At 38.2% G+C, this 17,950-nt stretch carries 13 protein-coding genes; 12 read left to right on the top strand and 1 reads right to left on the bottom strand.

All coding sequences use genetic code 11. The annotated features are described in order from the left end of the window. Window positions 1–34 precede the first annotated feature (34 nt). The 11 genes from ilvC (at window position 35) to yihA (ending at window position 15,698) form a co-directional block, all read left to right on the top strand. Window positions 35–1,066 carry a ketol-acid reductoisomerase gene (gene ilvC / locus ACSVDH_RS20780; RefSeq protein ID WP_299091790.1) on the top strand — a complete coding sequence of 344 codons (1,032 nt, stop codon included), beginning with the start codon at window positions 35–37 and terminating at the stop codon, window positions 1,064–1,066. Then, window positions 1,053–2,603, top strand: coding sequence for a 2-isopropylmalate synthase (locus ACSVDH_RS20775; RefSeq protein ID WP_439249945.1), 1,551 nt, complete (start codon window positions 1,053–1,055; stop codon window positions 2,601–2,603). The genes ilvC and ACSVDH_RS20775 overlap by 14 nt, the downstream gene beginning before the upstream one ends. A gap of 24 nt (window positions 2,604–2,627) precedes the next feature. Beyond that, entirely contained in the window at window positions 2,628–3,737 is a 1,110-nt protein-coding gene (leuB, locus tag ACSVDH_RS20770; RefSeq protein WP_439249946.1) for a 3-isopropylmalate dehydrogenase, read from the top strand. A gap of 162 nt (window positions 3,738–3,899) precedes the next feature. Next, on the top strand, window positions 3,900–5,324 hold the full coding sequence (gene leuC / locus ACSVDH_RS20765; protein ID WP_439249947.1) for a 3-isopropylmalate dehydratase large subunit: 1,425 nt from the start codon (window positions 3,900–3,902) through the stop codon (window positions 5,322–5,324). Between the two features lie 13 nt (window positions 5,325–5,337). After that, window positions 5,338–5,934 (top strand): 3-isopropylmalate dehydratase small subunit, encoded by a 597-nt coding sequence (leuD, locus tag ACSVDH_RS20760; protein WP_439249948.1) that lies wholly within the window; start codon window positions 5,338–5,340, stop codon window positions 5,932–5,934. A gap of 97 nt (window positions 5,935–6,031) precedes the next feature. After that, complete coding sequence (locus ACSVDH_RS20755; protein ID WP_439250308.1) at window positions 6,032–7,039, top strand: tetratricopeptide repeat protein; 1,008 nt, start codon at window positions 6,032–6,034, stop codon at window positions 7,037–7,039. 366 nt (window positions 7,040–7,405) lie between these two features. Next, a complete protein-coding gene (tig, locus tag ACSVDH_RS20750; protein WP_439249949.1) occupies window positions 7,406–8,695 on the top strand; it encodes a trigger factor in 1,290 nt (429 codons plus the stop codon). Window positions 8,696–9,098: 403 nt separating this feature from the next. After that, a complete protein-coding gene (clpX, locus tag ACSVDH_RS20745) occupies window positions 9,099–10,364 on the top strand; it encodes an ATP-dependent protease ATP-binding subunit ClpX (protein WP_299091778.1) in 1,266 nt (421 codons plus the stop codon). A gap of 486 nt (window positions 10,365–10,850) precedes the next feature. After that, entirely contained in the window at window positions 10,851–12,530 is a 1,680-nt protein-coding gene (gene lonB, locus ACSVDH_RS20740; RefSeq protein WP_439249950.1) for an ATP-dependent protease LonB, read from the top strand. A 262-nt stretch (window positions 12,531–12,792) separates the two neighbouring features. Then, window positions 12,793–15,117 carry an endopeptidase La gene (lon, locus tag ACSVDH_RS20735; RefSeq protein WP_299091772.1) on the top strand — a complete coding sequence of 775 codons (2,325 nt, stop codon included), beginning with the start codon at window positions 12,793–12,795 and terminating at the stop codon, window positions 15,115–15,117. Continuing rightward, window positions 15,114–15,698 (top strand): ribosome biogenesis GTP-binding protein YihA/YsxC, encoded by a 585-nt coding sequence (gene yihA, locus ACSVDH_RS20730; RefSeq protein WP_299091769.1) that lies wholly within the window; start codon window positions 15,114–15,116, stop codon window positions 15,696–15,698. The genes lon and yihA overlap by 4 nt, the downstream gene beginning before the upstream one ends. A gap of 57 nt (window positions 15,699–15,755) precedes the next feature. Here yihA and ACSVDH_RS20725 read toward each other — a convergent pair whose 3' ends face one another. Beyond that, window positions 15,756–16,244, bottom strand: coding sequence for a LiaI-LiaF-like domain-containing protein (locus ACSVDH_RS20725; RefSeq protein WP_439249951.1), 489 nt, complete (start codon window positions 16,242–16,244; stop codon window positions 15,756–15,758). A gap of 330 nt (window positions 16,245–16,574) precedes the next feature. On the opposite strand from ACSVDH_RS20725, the gene hemA reads away from it, so the two are divergent. Next, on the top strand, window positions 16,575–17,933 hold the full coding sequence (gene hemA / locus ACSVDH_RS20720) for a glutamyl-tRNA reductase (RefSeq protein ID WP_439249952.1): 1,359 nt from the start codon (window positions 16,575–16,577) through the stop codon (window positions 17,931–17,933). Window positions 17,934–17,950 lie beyond the last annotated feature (17 nt).

Raw genomic sequence — 17,950 nt, 5'->3', positions numbered from 1 at the left:
AATAAACTTACATTTTTTGAAGGAGAGATTATACATGACAAAAGTATATTATAACGGAGACGTAAACGAAGCAGCATTACAAGGTAAAAAGGTAGCAATCATTGGATATGGTTCTCAAGGTCATGCACATGCTCTTAACTTAAAAGAAAGCGGCGTTGACGTAGTAGTAGGTGTTCGCCAAGGCGGTTCTTTTAACAAAGCTGTTGAAGATGGTCACCATGTTGTATCAGTAGCTGAAGCTGCACAACTTGGAGATATCGTAATGGTACTACTTCCAGATGAGCAACAAGCAAAAGTATATGAAGAAGAAATCAAACCAGGTTTAGAAGCAGGTAATTCTTTAGTATTTGCACATGGCTTTAACGTACATTTCAGCCAAATCGTTCCTCCTGCAGATGTTGATGTATTCCTAGTTGCACCAAAAGGTCCTGGACACTTAGTAAGAAGAACATATGAAGAAGGTGCTGGTGTACCTGCATTATTCGCGATCTACCAAGATGTAACTGGTACAGCAAAAGAAAAAGCTTTAGCATATGCAAAAGGTGTTGGATCAGCTCGCGCTGGCGTATTAGAAACGACATTTAAAGAAGAAACTGAAACAGATTTATTCGGAGAACAAGCAGTGCTTTGCGGTGGTTTAACTTCATTAGTAAAAGCTGGTTTCGAAACATTAGTAGAAGCTGGATATCAGCCTGAAGTTGCTTACTTCGAATGTTTACATGAATTAAAATTAATCGTTGACTTAATGTATGAAGATGGTATGGCTGGAATGAGATATTCCATCTCTGATACTGCACAATGGGGTGACTTCGTTTCAGGACCACGTGTTGTAGATGGCCGTTCTAAAGAAGCAATGAAAGAAGTATTAAAAGATATTCAAACAGGTAAATTTGCGAAAGAGTGGATTTTAGAAAACCAAGCAAACCGCCCTCAATTCAACGCGATCAATAACAACGAAAATGAACATCAAATCGAAGTTGTAGGTAAGAAGCTTCGTGCAATGATGCCGTTCGTAAAATCTAAACAAAACAAGAAAGAAGCGGTGAGTGTGAGTGCGAAAAATTAACCTATTTGATACAACGCTCCGTGATGGCGAGCAATCTCCAGGCGTCAATCTTAATGTAAAAGAAAAGCTGGAGATTGCAAAACAGCTAGAAAGACTCGGAATGGACGTTATTGAAGCAGGATTTCCTGCTACATCAAAAGGTGATTTATTAGCAGTTCAAGAGATTGCGAAAACAATTAAAACTAGCTCTGTTACCGGACTTGCACGTTCTGTAAAAAACGATATCGATGCAGCGTGGGAAGCATTAAAATTTGCCGAAGAGCCAAGATTGCATGTATTCTTGGCAACTTCCCCGATTCATCGGGAGTATAAGCTGAAAAAGTCGAAAGAACAAGTGATTGCAACGGCTGTAGATGCTGTGAAATATGCTACTAAGTATTTCCCGATCATTCAATGGTCTGCAGAGGATGCCTGCCGTACAGAGCTTCCATATTTAGCTGAAATCGTTGAAAAAGTGATTGAAGCAGGCGCAAATGTTATCAACATTCCAGATACAGTCGGGTATATTACGCCGAAAGAGTATGGAGAAATTTTTACGTATCTACGTGAGAACGTAAAAGGTATTGATAAGATTATCCTATCCGCACACTGCCATGATGATTTAGGCATGGCAGTGGCGAACTCTCTATCAGCAATTGAACATGGTGCCGGCCAAATTGAAGGGACCATAAATGGAATTGGTGAAAGAGCAGGTAATGCTGCGCTAGAGGAAGTGGCAGTTGCCCTCCATATCCGCAGCGATTATTACAAAGCAAAAACAGGCTTGACTTTAAATGAAATTAAGCGATCTAGTGAGCTTATCAGCAATCTTACAGGAATGGTTGTTCCAGGAAATAAAGCTGTCGTTGGCCGAAATGCATTTGCCCATGAATCAGGCATTCATCAAGACGGCGTATTGAAGGAAAAAACAACGTATGAAATCATTTCACCTGAGCTTGTAGGTGTCTCAACAAATTCAATGGTGCTTGGTAAGCATTCAGGCCGACATGCATTTAAAAATAGATTACATGAATTAGGGTATGACATTTCAGATGAAGAGGTTAATAAATTATTCATGGCATTTAAAGAACTGACAGAGAAGAAAAAGGAAATCTCTGATGAGGATTTAAAAGCCCTTCTTATAGAAGAAAAGGTTGCGAGCAAAGAAGCTGCTTATGAGTTAAGTGCATTGCAGGTTCAATATGGGACATCTCAAGTTCCAACTGCGACAATAACGTTAATTAATCCCGAAAATGAGATCATTCAGGAAGCTGCAACAGGAGCAGGAAGTGTTGAAGCCATCTACAATACTTTAGAACGCTGTATTGGTACTTCGATTAATCTAATTGACTATCGCATTCAGTCTAATAGCGGCGGTCGAGATGCACTTGCCCAAGTGTATGTCAAAATTAAAATTGGCGAAACAGAAGCAAGCGGCAGAGGTATGGCACAGGATGTATTAGAGGCATCAGCTAAAGCTTATATCAATGCAGTTAACCGGATGACATTACTTTCTGAACTACCTAAACAAACTCTAGAAGCAAGTCTGCTAATTTAAAATCACTCGAAGGGGGAAGGGAATATGAAAAAAACAATTGCATTATTACCGGGTGATGGAATAGGTAAAGAAGTAGTTGATGTCACAGTTGATATCTTAAAAGCTATTGCAGAACATTTTCATCATCAATTTCAATTTAATTATGGACTTATTGGCGGAGACGCAATTGATCAAAAAGGCAATCCGCTGCCTGAGGAAACAATTCGTATTTGTAAGGAATCTGACGCTATCATTTTAGGTGCTGTCGGCGGTCCAAAATGGGATCAAAATCCTGTTGAATTAAGACCTGAGCGCGGACTATTAGCTTTACGTAAAGAACTGGACTTATATGCAAATCTGCGTCCGATTAAAACATTTGAAAGCTTGCTAGACTCTTCCCCTTTAAAGAAAGAGTATGTAAATGGAGTAGATTTTGTTATCGTTCGAGAGCTAACAGGCGGATTATATTTCGGGAAACCAAGTGAGCGGATTGTTCATGAAGGTGAGGATGCGGTTGTCGATACATTGCTTTATAAACGCTATGAAATCGAACGAATCCTAGTTTCAGCATTTGAAATAGCATCGAAACGCCGCAAGCACGTCACTTCAGTTGATAAAGCAAATGTTTTAGAATCAAGCCGTGTTTGGAGAGAAGTGGCAGAAGAGGTAGCAGCTAGATATCCAGACGTCACACTTGAACATATGCTGGTTGATAATGCAGCAATGCAAATCATCCGTTCACCTAGACAATTTGATGTGATTGTTACGGAAAATATGTTTGGTGACATTTTAAGTGATGAAGCATCCATGATCACTGGTTCACTTGGAATGCTATCCTCAGCAAGTTTATCTTCAGGAGGCTTGCATTTATATGAGCCTGTCCACGGTTCAGCACCAGATATTGCTGGGAAAAATATTGCAAATCCAGTAGCGACAATTCTTTCAGCTGCGATGATGCTTCGTCAATCTTTCGGTTTAGAAGAAGAAGCAAAAGCAATAGAAAAAGCTGTTGATAATGTATTAAATGCCGGGAACCGCACAGCTGATCTGGCTGAGGGCGGTAAGTTTCTAACTACTAAGGAAATTGGCGAAGAAATTAAGAATGCCCTTGCAGATGACCACGCTATTTTAAACATTATGGAAGCTTATTCTTAATCCGTAAAAAGGGAACTGACCAGTTTGGGGACAGTCGAATTTAATAAGACCAATATGTAATGACAAAGTTTTTTAGGACTTATTATTTATATTGAGTTTGAGGGGTCTGACATTCGCTTTCGTCAGCCCCTCATTTTTCCATCTATAAAGGAGGTTATGACTATGAAGCCAAGAACGATAATTGAAAAGATATATGATGAGCATATAGTCCAACAAGAGCAGGGGAAACCGGACTTATTATATATCGATTTACATTTAATCCATGAAGTTACATCACCGCAGGCTTTTGAAGGCTTACGCGAAAAAAACCGTAAAGTAAGAAGACCGGACAGAACGTTTGCGACGATGGATCATAACGTTCCAACGGTAAATCGATTTGTCATTAACGATGAGGTAGCAAAAAATCAGATTAGTGCTCTAGAACGAAACTGTAAGGAATTTGGCATTCGTTTAGCTGACCTTGAGAGTGAGGATCAAGGTATTGTCCATGTTATTGGTCCTGAATTAGGGTTGACCTTACCAGGAAAAACAATCGTTTGTGGAGATAGCCATACATCAACACATGGAGCATTCGGAGCAATTGCCTTTGGAATTGGGACAAGTGAGGTAGAGCACGTTCTCGCAACACAAACGATTTGGAGACAACGTCCTAAAACGTTAAATATCCATATTCCAGGTAAGCTTCAAAAAGGAGTAACAGCAAAGGATGTTATTTTAGCTGTCATTGGAAAGTATGGCGTTCGTTTTGGTACTGGTTATATTATTGAATATACAGGTGAAGTTATTGAAAGCTTATCAATGGATGAGCGTATGACCATCTGTAATATGTCAATTGAAGCTGGAGCAAGAGCAGGGCTTATTGCACCTGATGAAACAACATTCTCTTATATTAAAGGTAGAAAATATGCACCTAAAGGTGAAGAGTTCGAAAAAGCTGTTGAATATTGGAAAACGTTAAAAACTGACGAAGGTGCTGAGTATGACAAAGTCATCACATTACAAGGTGAGGACATTGCACCAATGGTAACATGGGGAACAAATCCAGGTATGGCTGTAGGTGTAGATGAAAAAACACCTGATTTAAATAGCTTCAATCATGAGGAAGAAATCGATGAAGCAAAGCGTGCATTTGACTATATGGGCTTACAGCCAAATATGAAAATTGAAGATATTACAATTGACCATGTCTTTATCGGATCATGTACGAATTCACGTTTAACAGACTTGAGACAGGCTGCAGAAGTTATTAAAAGTTTACAAGGACAAAAGGTTGCTCCTACTGTACGAGCAATTGTTGTACCGGGATCTCAAACTGTTAAAAAAGTTGCTGAAGAAGAAGGCTTGGATGAGATTTTTAAAGAAGCAGGCTTTGAATGGAGAGAATCTGGCTGCAGCATGTGCTTAAGCATGAACAACGACGTCGTTCCTGAAGGTGAACGCTGTGCTTCAACCTCTAATCGTAACTTTGAAGGAAGACAAGGAAAAGGAGCAAGAACACATTTAGTTAGCCCGGCCATGGCAGCGGCAGCAGCGATTCATGGCAGATTTGTAGATATACGCCATATTCAGGAGAAAATTCACGCTTAATAGGAGGGGCAAAATGAAACCTTTTACAACACATGAAGGAAAAGTAGCTGTTTTAAATAGAGCCAATGTTGATACAGACCAAATTATTCCAAAACAATTCCTTAAAAGAATCGAAAAAACAGGCTACGGCCGCTTCGCCTTTTTCGATTGGAGATATCTTCCTGATGGTTCTGAAAACCCTGAATTTGAATTAAATCAAGAGAAAAGCAAGGGAGCTACCATTTTATTGGCAGGTGAGAACTTTGGTTGCGGTTCTTCTCGCGAGCATGCTCCATGGGCGCTTTCCGATTATGGATTTAAAGTCATTTTAGCACCATCATACGCAGATATTTTTCATCAAAACTGTTTGAAAAATGGTTTACTGCCAATCACTTTAGATCAAGCTGTTTTAGATGTAATACGCCAAAAAGCAAATGCTGAAGGATATGAGCTGAAAGTCAATCTAGAAGAACAAAAGCTTACTGACAATGAAAATTTATCGGAGACATTTGCCGTAGACCCTTATTGGAAGGATATGCTTCTGCATGGGAAAGACGAAATAGACTTAACCTTAAATTATGATGAGAAAATCCAGAAATTTGAAGTAGAAAGAAGAGCTACATTTTTATAATGCAGCTCTTTTTTTCTACTTAGAAAGGAACTGCTTGTTTTCCAAGAGTTGGATTGATAAACTTGAAAACAAAGAAAGGTTGCTGGAGTTGACCAACATAATGGAAAAGAAAAAGCGCTCAAAAGTTATTCCCTTTCCTAATTTAAAGGACCGTTATATTGAAAAGGGAATGGATTTATTAAAAGAGAAAAAATATCATGAAGCTCTAAATATGTTTTCTGAAGCAAAAAAATTAAAAGAAGATAAGGCTGAGCTTCACTTAGGGATGGCCATATGTTTTATGGAACTGGGTGAGCTTGCAGAGGCAAAGGAAATATGCAAAAAAATGCTTCTGGAAGATATCGGCCACTACTTTACAGTTTTGCAAATTTATTTAACGATTTTGATTCAGCTTCGGGAATACAGAGAGGTTCAAACGACAATTGAAGCGGTGTTAGAGGAGAATCAACTTCCTGCAGAAAGTGCTGAGCATTTTTATAAATTGTTAGAATTTAGCCGGAAGATGACACAAAATGATGAGGATATTATGGAATCGGATGATGAGGAGCAGCCATTATATATTGAAGACATCTTAGAAAATACAAATAAGCAAATGGCTTATATCCAATCATTACGAGATCGGAATTTAAGCAAGCATTTTTCTTCGCTTAAGTTGCTATTAGAAAATCCGAATAGTCATCCTATGATTAAATCAATGATCCTGCACTTGATGATTGAAAATGAAGTTGAAAAGGAAGTAACGGTTTATAAATTCGGGGAAACAGTAACCGTTATACCTGCACAGCTTGATGATCTATCTGATTTGCCGTTTACAAAAAAAGTGCTAACGATTTTAGATGATACACTTGGTAATGAAAATCCAACCCTTTTTGAGGCGGTAAAGGAGCTTTGGATTCGTCATTTATATGTTCTTTTTCCTTTGCTTCCTAAGCCGACAGATGCTAATTTATGGGCAGCAGCATTGCATATGGTCGGGTATGAAATGCATGGAATCACACTGGATCCTGAAGAGATAAAGGACTTATATAACCTTTCAATGCCCTCATTACATGAAGCATGTAAAAAAATTTATCAAATAGAAGAAATTTCTTATATGCAAATATGAGGCTATATGTTGAAAGGAATCTTTTCTATGTTATAATAAAATGGTTGCAAAATAGTGATGATCGTAGTAAGGTCATTTTATTGTTGGCAAAATGAGCCTTCTTTTTTATCCCGTTCTAACCTGTCTAGCGAGTTAATGACAGTATGAACTGAGGTAAGTGAAACTAACAATGCCTGGGATGAGGAGATTCTCACGAGTGGAAGTTTCAATAATGCGAAATCCTTTAGCAAGGTTAGCAATCGGTTATTACTACCGTACATAAACAGGTATATCGATGTGGATGATTGTTAAAACTGGACAAGCAGCCACATCGATAAACTTATCACTTATTCGCACATCATTATAGATTTTTGGAGGGAACAACATATGTCAGTAAAATGGGAAAAATTAGAGGGGAACGATGGCGTTCTAACGGTTGAAGTTCCAGCTGAGGAATTCACTAAAGCACTTGATGAAGCATTTAAAAAGGTGGTTAAACAGGTTTCTATTCCTGGTTTCCGTAAAGGGAAGGTTCCACGCGGAATGTTCGAGCAGCGCTTTGGTGTTGAATCTCTATATCAAGATGCATTAGATATCATTCTTCCTACAGCATATCCAAATGCAGTTGACGAAGCTGGAATTGAGCCAGTTGATCGTCCTGAAATTGATGTTGAACAAATTGAAAAAGGTAAGAGTTTAATCTTCACTGCAAAAGTTACTGTTAAGCCTGAAGTAAAATTAGGTGAATATAAAGGTCTAGAAGTTGAAAAATTAGACGATACTGTTACAGATGAAGATGTTGAAAACGAACTAAAACAACTTCAAGAACGCCATGCTGAGCTTGTTGTAAAAGAAGAAGGTGCTATTGAAAACGGCGATACTGCTGTTATCGACTTCGATGGCTATGTTGATGGAGAAGCTTTTGAAGGCGGAGCTGCTGAAAACTATTCATTAGAAATTGGTTCAGGTTCTTTCATCCCAGGCTTTGAAGATCAGCTTATCGGTTTAGAAGCAGGAGCTGAAAAGGATGTTGAAGTGACATTCCCAGAAGAGTATCACGCAGAAAACCTTGCCGGTAAACCAGCTGTTTTCAAAGTGAAAGTTCATGAAATCAAATCTAAACAGCTTCCAGCTTTAGATGATGAATTTGCTAAAGATGTTAACGATGAAGTTGAAACACTTGAAGAGCTAAAAGCTCAAACAAGAACTCGTCTTGAAGAAGCAAAAAAGACTGAATCAGAAAATAAATTACGTGACACATTAGTTGAGAAAGCAGCAGAAGGTGTGGAAGTTGACATTCCTAATGCTTTAATTGAAAATGAAATTTCCCGCATGATGCAGGAATTTGAGCAACGTCTTCAAATGCAAGGTATGAATCTTGATCTTTACTTCCAATTCTCAGGTCAAGATGAAGAAGCATTAAAAGCTCAAATGAGTGAAGATGCAGAGAAGCGCGTAAAATACAACTTAACACTTGAAGCAATTGCTAAAGCTGAAAATATTCAAGTTTCTGATGAAGATGTTGAAGCAGAACTAACAAAAATGGCTGAAATGTACAACATGCCTGTTGAAAGCATTAAACAAGCATTAGGCGGATCAGCTGAAGGTCTAAAAGAAGACTTAAAAGTTCGTAAAGCGATCGATTTTCTTGTGGAAAATAGCAAAGTTGTTGCATAATAATAATTAAAGAACAAGGCGCGATTGGATCGTGCCTTGTTTTATACAATCATGTTTTATTTATATTCCTTTGGGAATGATATAAGAAAGCCAATACATACATACACATGAAGTAATAAAATGTTTTCAAAGCTATATGAAGGGTTAATTAGTTGGGGAATAGTTAGAATATATTCCATTAAATTTTATAACCTTTTTTAAAGTTGAAGTAGTATCATTACCTGTTAACCTATAACTTATGGTAAAATGCAATACATACACCTGTTTTTACAATTAATTTCTTTACATATGTGTAAGGAAGAACAACCTACCTGCAATGACCTGATTATACTTGAAATAGAAAGCTTTTTATTGGGGTGGGGCAGAATCATTAGAGTGAGATAAAGATACAAGGGGTGAAACAATGTTTAAATTTAACGACGAAAAAGGACAGTTAAAATGTTCATTTTGCGGTAAAACTCAAGATCAGGTTCGCAAGCTGGTTGCTGGACCTGGAGTTTATATATGTGATGAGTGTATTGAGCTTTGCACTGAGATTGTTGAGGAAGAACTTGGAACTGAAGAAGAAGTTGAATTTAAAGATGTTCCAAAACCAAGAGAAATTAATGAAATATTAGATGAGTATGTAATCGGTCAAGACCAGGCTAAGAAATCCTTAGCTGTTGCTGTATATAACCACTACAAGCGAATTAATTCAAACAGTAAGATTGATGATGTTGAGCTTTCTAAAAGTAATATTGCGATGATTGGTCCTACTGGAAGTGGTAAAACACTGCTTGCACAAACTTTGGCACGCATTTTAAATGTACCTTTTGCGATTGCTGATGCAACTTCATTAACAGAGGCTGGATATGTTGGGGAAGATGTTGAAAACATTTTATTAAAGCTTATTCAAGCTGCAGACTATGATGTTGAAAAAGCAGAAAAAGGAATTATCTATATTGATGAAATCGATAAGGTAGCTCGCAAATCTGAGAACCCATCCATTACACGTGATGTTTCAGGTGAAGGTGTTCAGCAAGCATTGCTAAAAATTCTTGAGGGTACGGTAGCAAGTGTTCCTCCACAGGGTGGAAGAAAGCATCCACATCAGGAATTTATCCAAATTGATACAACCAATATTCTTTTTATTTGCGGTGGTGCGTTTGACGGAATTGAACAAATTATCAAGCGCCGTCTTGGTAAAAAAGTGATTGGCTTTGGCTCAGAAAATAAAAATGCTGATCTCGATAAAAAAGCGTTGCTTTCACAGGTACTGCCCGAAGATTTATTGAAATTTGGTTTAATCCCAGAGTTTATTGGCCGTTTACCGGTTATTGCAAGCCTAGAACCACTTGATGAGGACGCCTTAGTTGAAATTTTAACAAAACCGAAAAACGCTCTGGTTAAACAATATCAAAAGATGTTAGATCTTGATGGCGTTGAACTTGAGTTTGAAGAAGGAGCCCTCATTGAAATTGCGAAAAAAGCAATTGAACGAAAAACTGGTGCTCGTGGCCTGCGTTCTATTATTGAAGGAATTATGCTCGATATGATGTTTGATCTTCCATCACGTGAAGATATTGTGAAAACAATCATTACTGCTGAAACAGTTACCGGCAATACCCCGCCAAAACTTATCTTAAATGATGGAACAGTTATTCAAGAAGATAAAAAAACATCTGCATAAAAAGTGTATCACACCAAAAAGGAAGCTGAGCTCAAATCAGCTTCCTTTTTATAAAGGTAAAGTATAAAATTTTATCTTAGTTGTCCAGCGCCTAGCCCCTCATGAATTGAAGGCAAAGAACGTTCTATTCATGAGTGTTTTATTTGCCCTAGGCTAAGGAAAGCACCTTGTGCTTTTCTTAATTTTAACATGTTTATTCCTGCTAAACCTCGGAGATACTAGCTATAAATAAACCGCTCCATACTATAAAGATCAATCGAATATTTTTGCCTGGATATTGGCAAGCAGAGGCTTGCCTTTTGTCAGCTTTAAGTGAGTAGAACCCGGTTAATTACATAACAATTTTGTTCATCTTTGAAAAACTCACTTACAAATGGACGAAAAAGGACGAGATAAGTATGACCGAAAAGTTTCTTGATTTAGAAATTCGGTTATTTTTGCACAACAAGTAGCGGTAATCAAGACACCTTAGCAGGAGGGACTACAATGAGTTGGACAAGTATCGCTTTGTTTATTCAGCTGTTTTTTGGAATTATCATCGGGATGTACTTTTGGAATTTGTTAAAAAGTCAAAGAACGCAAAAAATCTCAATAGATCGTGAATCAAAAAAAGAAATGGAACAATTAAGAAAAATGAGGGCGATTCGTTTAACAGAACCGTTAGCTGAAAAAGTAAGACCAAAGAGTTTCCAGGATATTGTGGGACAAGAAGATGGAATTCGCTCTTTGCGGGCAGCGCTTTGTGGTTCAAATCCTCAGCATGTCATTATTTATGGACCGCCTGGTGTCGGAAAAACAGCTGCTGCAAGACTTGTATTAGAGGAAGCAAAACGGAATGTGAGATCACCATTTAAGGATAATGCTGTTTTTGTTGAATTGGATGCAACAACGGCTAGGTTTGATGAAAGAGGAATTGCTGATCCTCTTATCGGCTCTGTACATGACCCCATTTATCAGGGAGCAGGGGCTATGGGGCAAGCAGGAATCCCTCAGCCGAAGCAAGGAGCGGTTTCCCATGCACATGGGGGAGTTCTGTTTATAGATGAAATTGGTGAACTTCATCCTATTCAAATGAATAAGCTATTAAAAGTGTTAGAGGATCGTAAAGTATTTTTGGAAAGCGCTTATTATAATGAAGAAAATACACAAATACCAAACCATATTCACGATATCTTTAAAAATGGTTTGCCGGCTGATTTTCGCTTAATTGGTGCAACAACGAGAACACCTAACGAGATTCCGCCAGCTATTCGCTCGAGATGTTTAGAAGTTTTCTTCAGGGAGCTTGAACAGGATGAACTTGCCATAGTTGCGAGAAAAGCAGCGGATAAGGTAAATATGATTGTAAATGATGAAGGAATAGATATGCTAACCTCATATGTCCGCAATGGCCGTGAGGTAGTCAATTTAATGCAAATCGCTACAGGGATGGCGATGTCAGAGGATCGAAATGAAATAACTGTTGAAGACATTGAATGGGTAATCCATTCAAGCCAATTAACACCAAGACATGAGAAAAAGATTAATAACAAGGCTATGGTAGGTTTAGTGAATGGATTAGCTGTATATGGCCCAAATACAGGAGCTCTATTAGAAATAGAAGTAACCGTTATTCCAGCAGAGAAAGATAAGGGTTCCATCAATATTACCGGAATTGTTGAAGAAGAAAGCATCGGGGATCGTTCAAAATCAATTAGAAGGAAAAGTATGGCAAAAGGTTCAATTGAAAATGTCATAACTGTTCTTAGGTCTATGGGAATTCATGCAGGTGATTATGATATCCATGTAAATTTCCCAGGCGGCACGCCAATTGATGGACCATCGGCAGGAATAGCGATGGCAACAGGAATCTTTTCTGCGATTCATAAAATCTCAATTGATCATACGGTTGCCATGACAGGAGAAATTAGTATCCACGGGTATGTCAAACCAATTGGAGGGGTCATTCCGAAAATCAAAGCGGCAAAAAAAGCTGGAGCAAAGACAGTGATCATTCCAAAAGAAAACATGCAATCAATTTTAAAAGATATTAATGACATAAACATTGTACCCGTAACACACTTACAAGAAGTCTTTGACATAGCTCTTGTCAATCCACCAACAGAAAGAACCAGCCCTTTGCTGCAAAAAAACACACAAGCATTTCCACATCAGGAATCGGTATGAAGCTTTAATACCGGGGTCAGTCCTCTAGAGAGTTTATTACTAAGTAATTAGTATAAAACTTTTTAGGGGACTGACCCCTTCTTTACGAAATAGGGGACAGATCTCGAATAATTTGCTCCTATTTCGACCAACTCTCACTTTTTATCTGTTAGTGAATGGGGTATACTACCTAAATGAGTGTAGTGGTTTCAAATAGACACTTAAAAGAGAATAGGATAGAATTGTACAAGAACTTATTATTATGTCATGGAGGTATAAGCGCATGGCGAAAGCAAATACTCAAATCGTCCCCCTCCTACCGCTGCGAGGCTTGTTAGTATATCCAACAATGGTACTACACCTTGATGTAGGGAGAGATAAATCTGTTCAGGCGTTAGAAAAAGCCATGATGGATGATCATATCATTTTTTTAACGACACAAAAAGAAGTTGCCATAGATGAGCCGCAAAAAGAAGATATTTATGAAATTGGTACATTAACTAAAATCAAGCAAATGTTAAAGTTACCGAATGGTACCATCCGGGTACTTGTAGAAGGAATCGAGCGTGGAGAAATTCAACGCTTTCTTGAAGAAGATGATTATTATTCTGTAGAAGTTGCTGTCTATAAGGATCCTGAGGAAAAAAGTGTTGAAGAAGAAGCGTTAATGAGAACGATGCTAGAATATTTTGAGCAATACATAAAGCTTGCAAAGAAAATTTCAGCTGAAACATATGCTACGGTAACAGATATTAATGAGCCTGGAAGAATGGCGGATATTATCGCTTCTCACTTGCCTTTAAAGCTCAAAGAAAAGCAAGAGGTACTTGAAACACTTGATGTAAAAGAAAGACTAAATAAAGTCATCTCGATTCTCCATAACGAGAAAGAAGTCCTGCAGCTTGAGAAAAAAATCGGACAACGTGTAAAGCGTTCGATGGAAAGAACTCAAAAGGAATATTATCTTCGTGAGCAAATGAAGGCTATTCAAAAAGAGCTTGGTGAAAAGGAAGGCAAGGGTGGGGAGGTATCTTCCATCTCTGAACGGATTGAAAAAGCAGGTATGCCTGAGAATATTAAAGTCGTTGCCTTAAAAGAATTGGACCGGTATGAAAAGGTTCCTTCAAGCTCAGCAGAAAGTGCTGTAATACGTAATTATATTGAATGGCTACTTTCATTACCATGGACAACAGCAACGGAAGACCGTTTAGATATTAACATAGCTGAAGAAATTCTTAATGAGGATCATTATGGTCTTGAGAAGGTAAAAGAGCGTGTTTTAGAGTACCTTGCAGTGCAACAACTAACCAACTCGTTAAAAGGACCGATCTTATGTTTAGCAGGCCCTCCAGGAGTGGGGAAAACATCACTGGCACGATCTGTAGCAAAATCATTAAACCGTCATTTCGTCCGCATCTCACTTGGCGGTGTTAGAGACGAATCTGAAATTCGCGGTCACCGCCGAACATATGTCGGAGCAATGCCTGGACGAATTATTCAAGGAATGAAAAAAGCTGGCACGATTAATCCAGTCTTTTTATTAGATGAAATTGATAAAATGTCCAGCGACTTTAGAGGCGACCCTTCAGCGGCATTGCTTGAAGTATTAGATCCCGAGCAAAACCATAGCTTCAGTGATCACTATATTGAAGAGACATATGATTTATCAAAGGTTATGTTTATTGCAACGGCAAACAATCTGGCTACCATTCCAGGCCCGCTGCGTGATCGTATGGAAATTATTAATATCGCCGGTTATACAGAACTGGAAAAGGTGCATATTGCAAAAGACCATTTATTGCCAAAGCAATTAAAAGAACATGGTCTTAAAAAATCACATTTACAAATACGTGACGACGGAATTCAAAGCATTATCCGTTATTATACGAGAGAAGCAGGTGTGCGTGGGCTAGAGCGTCAATTGGCTACTGTTTGTCGAAAAGCTGCAAAGCTTATTGTGAAAGAAGAGCGTAAAAAAATTATCATCACAGATAAAAATCTTGAAGATTATCTTGGTAAACATCGCTTTAGATATGGTCAAGCTGAATTTGAGGATCAAATCGGTGTTGCAACAGGATTAGCTTATACTACTGTTGGCGGAGATACGTTATCAATTGAGGTATCGGTTGCACCAGGAAAAGGAAAGCTGATTTTGACAGGAAAGCTTGGGGACGTGATGAAGGAATCTGCACAGGCAGCCTTTTCGTATATTCGCTCTAGGGCACAAGAGCTTCAGATTGATCAAGACTTTCATGAGAAGAATGATATTCATATTCACGTACCAGAAGGTGCTGTTCCAAAAGACGGTCCGTCAGCTGGAATTACAATGGCTACTGCATTAATCTCAGCATTAACTGGGAGACCAGTACGTAAAGAGGTTGGTATGACAGGTGAAATTACATTAAGGGGAAGAGTTTTGCCAATTGGCGGCTTAAAAGAAAAATCACTTAGTGCCCATCGTGCAGGCTTAACGAAAGTCATTGTACCTAAGGAAAATGAAAAGGACTTAGATGATATTCCTGAAAGTGTCCGTAAGGAGCTTAACTTTGTGCTTGTGTCACATCTTGATGAAGTTTTAAAACATGCATTAGCAGGGGAGAAGCAATGAAAGTAACTAGTTCTGAAATCGTTATAAGTGCAGTAAAGCCGGATCAATATCCCGAAGGAGATCTCCCAGAGATTGCTCTTGCAGGTCGATCAAATGTAGGAAAATCATCGTTTATCAATAAGATGCTTGCAAGAAAGAACCTTGCACGCACATCTTCAAAGCCTGGGAAGACACAAACTTTAAACTTTTATCTCATTAATGAGATTCTGCATTTTGTTGATGTACCAGGTTATGGATATGCAAAGGTTAGCAAAAAAGAACGTGAGGCTTGGGGAAGAATGATTGAGACGTATATCACCACCCGCAAGCAGCTTAGGGCAGTTGTATTGTTAATCGATGTGCGTCATCCTCCTACAAACGATGATGTGTTAATGTACGAATTTCTAAAGCACTATGAAATTCCGACCATGATTGTCGCTACAAAAGCGGACAAAATTCCTAAAAGCAAATGGCAGAAGCATGTAAAGGTTATTAAGGATACCTTAAATATGGAAAAATCAGATTCATTTGTATTATTTTCATCTGAAACCGGCCAAGGGAAAGAGGAAGCTTGGAAATTGATTGGAGATTATATCGCATAAAAGGGTCCCCAACAAACACGATTTTGTGTTTGTTAGGGACCCTTTTGCTTTAGAGAATTATTTTCTCCTTTTAACAAACAATAAGAGACTACCTATTAAAATCATTAAAAATGGCCAATAGCTCTCGATAAGCTCTGCCCCATTTTCAACAATAGAAAATGATTGGATAATGGTTTGAAAGAAGTGTAGAAATAATCCGATTGCTAGCAGCAGCATCCCGGTTGCATAGCCTGATTTTGTTCGCGCTGCTGTAAGCAGCATTCCAATCGATAAAATAAATAAAAATGCAGCTGGATGATCTGGCCATGTCGGCAGCTTTGGCTGATAAATAAAGTGAATTCCAAGACCAAATAAGAGGATGCCTGGAAGAATGGCCGTATTGTCCTTTTCGAAATGTCCGCTTATTAAGAATGCTGCACCTAAAAGAATGAGCAATCCTTGCCAACTTTGTTGATTTTCGAATAATTGAATATTTAATTTTTGGAGAGAATAAAAAATGCCTATCCCTAGTAAGATTATTCCAGGTAATAAAGATAGTTTTTTCAAAGGAACACCTCATAACATAATAATATCTTGTTAAATGCTTTAATGAAAAGAAAGTAAAGGGTTCTTTCAAACCGATAACTTGATTAGCAGCTTAATATTTGTTATTGTACAGAGTGGAGAGTATGTGAATCTTGTCAAATCGTGTAAAATCTATGTCAGATTTTATGACTGATAAATTTACAAGTCAACTGAAAAATTGTACAATTTATAAATCTTATTTATCATACCATAGAGTTTCAAAACTGTTCACATTTTATGAAACGAGATTGAAATTAGGGATGGTATACTATACTTAAAGGGAACTTTGCATGTGGGGGTGTAAAGGAAAAAATGCATATACTAGTTGTCGGCTTAAACTATAAAACAGCCCCTGTTGAAATTCGCGAAAAGCTTTCATTCCAACCGAACGAGCTTGAAGATGCGATGAAACAGTTAAAAGACCAAAAAAGCATACTGGAAAATGTCATTGTGTCTACATGTAATCGTACAGAGATCTATGCGGTAGTCGACCAGCTTCACACTGGACGCTATTATATTAAGGCGTTTCTTGCAGAATGGTTCGGCTTAGATAAAGAAGAGATTTCACCGTATTTAATGATCTATGAACATGATGGTGCATTAGAGCATTTATATAGAGTTGCGTGCGGATTAGATTCAATGATTCTAGGGGAAACGCAAATCTTAGGGCAGGTACGAACAAGCTTTTTGCTAGCTCAAGAACAGCAAACTATAGGCACAATCTTTAATCAGTTATTTAAACAGGTAATAACACTGGCAAAACGGTCCCACTCAGAAACAGATATCGGGGCTAATGCAGTATCAGTTAGTTATGCGGCTGTTGAATTAGCGAAGAAAATATTTGGCGACTTAAAACATAAGCATGTGCTTATTTTAGGGGCCGGGAAAATGGGCGAACTTGCCGTGCAAAATCTTCATGGAAGCGGTGTAGGGGAAGTCACGGTCATGAATAGAACGCTTAAAAAAGCACAAGAGCTCGCCAGTCGCTTTAATGGAAAAGCGAAAGCGATCAATGAATTGCAATGTGGCTTAGTTGAAGCGGATATTCTTATCAGTTCGACTGGTGCTAAGGATTTTGTGATTACAAAAGATATGATGGCTAATGTTGAAAGATTAAGAAAAGGCCGTCCATTATTCATGGTGGATATTGCAGTGCCTCGTGACTTGGATCCAAAGCTTGAAGAATTAGACGGTGTTTTCCTATATGATATTGATGATTTACAGGGAATTGTTGAGGCAAATCTGCAGGAACGAAAAATCGCTGCTGAGAAAATTGAACTAATGATTGAAGGGGAAATTGTTCAATTTAAACAATGGATTAATACCTTAGGAGTTGTTCCGGTTATTTCAGCTCTTCGTCAAAAAGCATTATCCATTCAAGCAGAAACGATGCAAAGCATTGAGCGGAAAATGCCTAATTTAACAGAGCGGGAAAGAAAGCTGCTTAGCAAGCATACGAAAAGCATCATCAATCAATTGTTAAGAGATCCTATTGTAAAAGTGAAAGAGCTTTCAGCTGAACCGAATGCTGAAGAATCGTTAGATCTATTTATGAAAATCTTTAACATTGAAGATGCTGTTGAAGATTTAGTGCAAAAAGAGAGAGCGGAAAAACGATCATTGCTTTCAAATGAGCAGCTTTCAGAATATCGTGCTTCACTTCAATCGTAAGTGAGAGGACCTTTATA

Origin of the sequence: Metabacillus sp. Hm71, from assembly GCF_051842955.2 — a bacterium.
Lineage (GTDB): Bacteria > Bacillota > Bacilli > Bacillales > Bacillaceae > Metabacillus.
The sequence above is the reverse complement of the archived record's forward strand: the minus strand, read 5'-3'. Positions and strand labels throughout refer to the sequence as shown.

Coding starts and splice junctions, on each gene's coding strand:
- ilvC (WP_299091790.1), top strand. CDS start 35: ATGACAAAAGTATATTATAACGGAGACGTAAACGAAGCAGCATTACAA.
- leuB (WP_439249946.1), top strand. CDS start 2,628: ATGAAAAAAACAATTGCATTATTACCGGGTGATGGAATAGGTAAAGAA.
- leuC (WP_439249947.1), top strand. CDS start 3,900: ATGAAGCCAAGAACGATAATTGAAAAGATATATGATGAGCATATAGTC.
- leuD (WP_439249948.1), top strand. CDS start 5,338: ATGAAACCTTTTACAACACATGAAGGAAAAGTAGCTGTTTTAAATAGA.
- tig (WP_439249949.1), top strand. CDS start 7,406: ATGTCAGTAAAATGGGAAAAATTAGAGGGGAACGATGGCGTTCTAACG.
- clpX (WP_299091778.1), top strand. CDS start 9,099: ATGTTTAAATTTAACGACGAAAAAGGACAGTTAAAATGTTCATTTTGC.
- lonB (WP_439249950.1), top strand. CDS start 10,851: ATGAGTTGGACAAGTATCGCTTTGTTTATTCAGCTGTTTTTTGGAATT.
- lon (WP_299091772.1), top strand. CDS start 12,793: ATGGCGAAAGCAAATACTCAAATCGTCCCCCTCCTACCGCTGCGAGGC.
- yihA (WP_299091769.1), top strand. CDS start 15,114: ATGAAAGTAACTAGTTCTGAAATCGTTATAAGTGCAGTAAAGCCGGAT.
- hemA (WP_439249952.1), top strand. CDS start 16,575: ATGCATATACTAGTTGTCGGCTTAAACTATAAAACAGCCCCTGTTGAA.